The sequence below is a fragment of the Streptomyces sp. NPDC059524 genome, from assembly GCF_042749255.1.
Lineage (GTDB): Bacteria > Actinomycetota > Actinomycetes > Streptomycetales > Streptomycetaceae > Streptomyces > Streptomyces xanthii.
The window spans coordinates 40012-41926 of the sequence record NZ_JBHYTK010000064.1; the positions used below are offsets into that span (position 1 = coordinate 40012).

The following is a 1915-nucleotide window of genomic DNA, read 5'->3' on the forward strand; positions in this document are numbered from 1 at the left end:
CCGCGCTCCCCCCTCCCCCCCCCCCGCGTCTCACACCCCCCGCGGGGCGGCGCGCGCCCCCCCTAATTTCGGAGGGTGACGGTCAGGCGGCGACGGCCTCACCGGCGTGGCCGTGCACGCGGGCGATGACCTCGGTCAGCTGCTCGGCGACCTCGGCGTCGTCGACCGGGTGGGTCGAGGCGAAGCGCTCCAGCGAGCCCGGGATCGACAGCTTGACGTCCTCGAGCACGGTGCCGCCGGCGATGCCCACGGCCTTGCGGGCCTCGTCCTGCGCCCACACGCCGCCGTACTGGCCGTACGCGGTACCCACCACGGCGACCGGCTTGCCGGTGAAGGCGCCCGCGCCGAACGGACGGGACAGCCAGTCGATGGCGTTCTTCAGGACGGCGGGGATGGTGCCGTTGTACTCGGGCGAGAAGAGCAGGAAGCCGTCCGCCTCGCCGGCGGCGGCGCGCAGGGCGGCGGCCGCGGCGGGGACGCTGCCCTCGACGTCGATGTCCTCGTTGTAGAAGGGGATCTCGGCCAGGCCCTCGTAGAGCACGACCTCGGCGCCCTCGGGGGCGAGCTTGACGGCCGCCTCGGCGAGCTGGCGGTTGTGCGATCCGGCACGGAGGCTGCCGACGAGCGCGAGGATACGAACAGACATGAGGAGCTCCAAGATGCTGAGGCTGGTCACCGAGCGATCGAGTGATGCGGACCGGGGTCCGTTTAGATTTGTACCACCGTAAGCGGACCGGGGTCCACTTTTCTGGGAAATGCTTTACGCTGAGTTCATGTCCAGCAGCCTTCCGCTCCAGATCGGCACGACCGCCGACGAGCCCTGCCTGCGCGCGGACGCCGCGCGGAACCGGGCGCGGCTGTTGGAGGCCGCCGCCCGCCTGGTCGCGGAGCGCGGCGCCGCCGCCGTCACCATGGAGGCGGTCGCCGCCGAGGCCTGCGTCGGCAAGGGCACCGTCTTCCGCCGCTTCGGCGACCGCGTCGGACTGCTCACCGCCCTGCTCGACCACACCGCGAGCCGGCTCCAGGCCGACCTCATCAGCGGCCCCCCGCCGCTCGGCCCCGGCGCCCCGCCCGTCGAGCGGCTGCGCGCCTTCGGCCTGGAGGTGCTGCGCCGCTCCTCCGAGCAGCTGGAGCTGTTCCTCGCCGCGCAGGACGAGCCCGCCCGCCGCGTCGGCCACCCCTCGCAGCGCGTCCTGACCCTGCACGCGACGATCCTGCTGCGCGAGATCGACCCCGGCGCCGACCACGAGCTCCAGGCCCACGCCCTGCTCGGCTACCTGGACCCGGCCGTCATCCACTTCCTGACGAAGGAGCGCGGGATGCCGCTGGAGCGGCTCGAGGAGGGCTGGCTCGACCTCGTCGAGCGGATCAGCACACCGGTCGCCTGAGCCGCCACAAAGCCTCGATCCGGCCCGTCAGATGCGGGCACAGGGGTCCGGCGGCGGGCAGCGCCACGCCCAGCCGGAGCCCGGCCGCGGCGAAGAACCGCCGGCCCCGGCGCGACTGCACCGTCGTCGTCCAGCGGAATCCGGGCCCGGAGTGGACCGCGGCCCGCACCAGTTCGAGCCCGATGCCCTCGCGCCGCCGCATCTCGTCGACCCACAGGGACCGCACGCGCCCCGTACGGCAGCGGGCGCACACCCGGAAGCGGATCTCGGCGACCTCCGCACCCGCGCCCGTGCGCACCGTGACGCGCCGTTCTTCCTCGTCGCCCGGCCGGCTCTCGGCGCGCAGCACGAGGCGACCGTCACCCGCCGTCAGCGCCAGGCCCGTCCGTCCGAACATCACGGGCCTCCCGGGGGCCGTCCTCGCGGGGGGGGGGCCGGGGGTGCCGGGCGCGCCCCCCCCCGGGGGGGGGGGGGGGGGGGGTGTTTCGGCGCCCCGGGGCGCGCCCGGGGGGGGGCGGCCGCCCGGG

3 protein-coding genes are annotated in these 1915 nt (G+C 75.4%); 1 reads left to right on the forward strand and 2 read right to left on the reverse strand.

Going from position 1 to position 1915, the window contains the following annotated elements:
- Positions 1-82: 82 nt before the first annotated feature.
- Positions 83-646 carry an NADPH-dependent FMN reductase gene (locus ACFW9D_RS19595; protein WP_188335591.1) on the reverse strand — a complete coding sequence of 188 codons (564 nt, stop codon included), beginning with the start codon at positions 644-646 and terminating at the stop codon, positions 83-85.
- Positions 647-755: 109 nt separating this feature from the next.
- On the opposite strand from ACFW9D_RS19595, the gene ACFW9D_RS19600 reads away from it, so the two are divergent.
- Positions 756-1388, forward strand: coding sequence for a TetR/AcrR family transcriptional regulator (locus ACFW9D_RS19600; protein ID WP_188335590.1), 633 nt, complete (start codon positions 756-758; stop codon positions 1386-1388).
- Here ACFW9D_RS19600 and ACFW9D_RS19605 read toward each other — a convergent pair.
- Positions 1369-1785, reverse strand: coding sequence for a hypothetical protein (locus tag ACFW9D_RS19605; protein WP_384623384.1), 417 nt, complete (start codon positions 1783-1785; stop codon positions 1369-1371). The two genes, ACFW9D_RS19600 and ACFW9D_RS19605, sit on opposite strands and share 20 nt — an antisense overlap.
- Positions 1786-1915: the final 130 nt, after the last annotated feature.